Source organism: Thermococcus sp. ES12 (assembly GCF_012027515.1).
Taxonomy (GTDB): domain Archaea; phylum Methanobacteriota_B; class Thermococci; order Thermococcales; family Thermococcaceae; genus Thermococcus; species Thermococcus barossii.
The window spans coordinates 1-385 of record NZ_SNUP01000150.1 but is presented as its reverse complement, the minus strand read 5'-3'; the positions used below and the strand labels follow the sequence as shown (position 1 = coordinate 385).

At 36.1% G+C, this 385-nt stretch carries 1 protein-coding gene; it reads left to right on the top strand.

Annotated features, from left to right (window positions below; genetic code table 11):
• Positions 1-385 (top strand): DUF257 family protein (locus E3E37_RS11510; RefSeq protein ID WP_167717486.1); only part of this gene is annotated, 385 nt, incomplete at both ends.

The following is a 385-nucleotide window of genomic DNA, read 5'->3' as shown; positions in this document are numbered from 1 at the left end:
AGACATTAAGTGGGGAGAATATATTGTGATAAAACATACATCCAGTGATCCTACACATCTTTTGTTTTATATGTTAATAAAACAACTACAAGAAGACAACACGCCAGTCATAATTGTAGATGTTCTTGATAAGCTCCATCTTTTTAAGACACACCTAATGACTGCGGGAATAGAGACAAGTATTGTAAATGACATTCCAGTGATAAAACTTGGAGGTATAAAACATACCGGAAACATTATGAGTCTAATCGAAAGGGTTGATATCTCACAAGATATCCCTATATGGACAAGACACTATCGTGAAGCTCTTCACAGAGTAGAAGAAAGATTCAGCAATTACATCAAGATAATGGTTGGTGTCGATGCTCTGCTTCAACTCAGATCG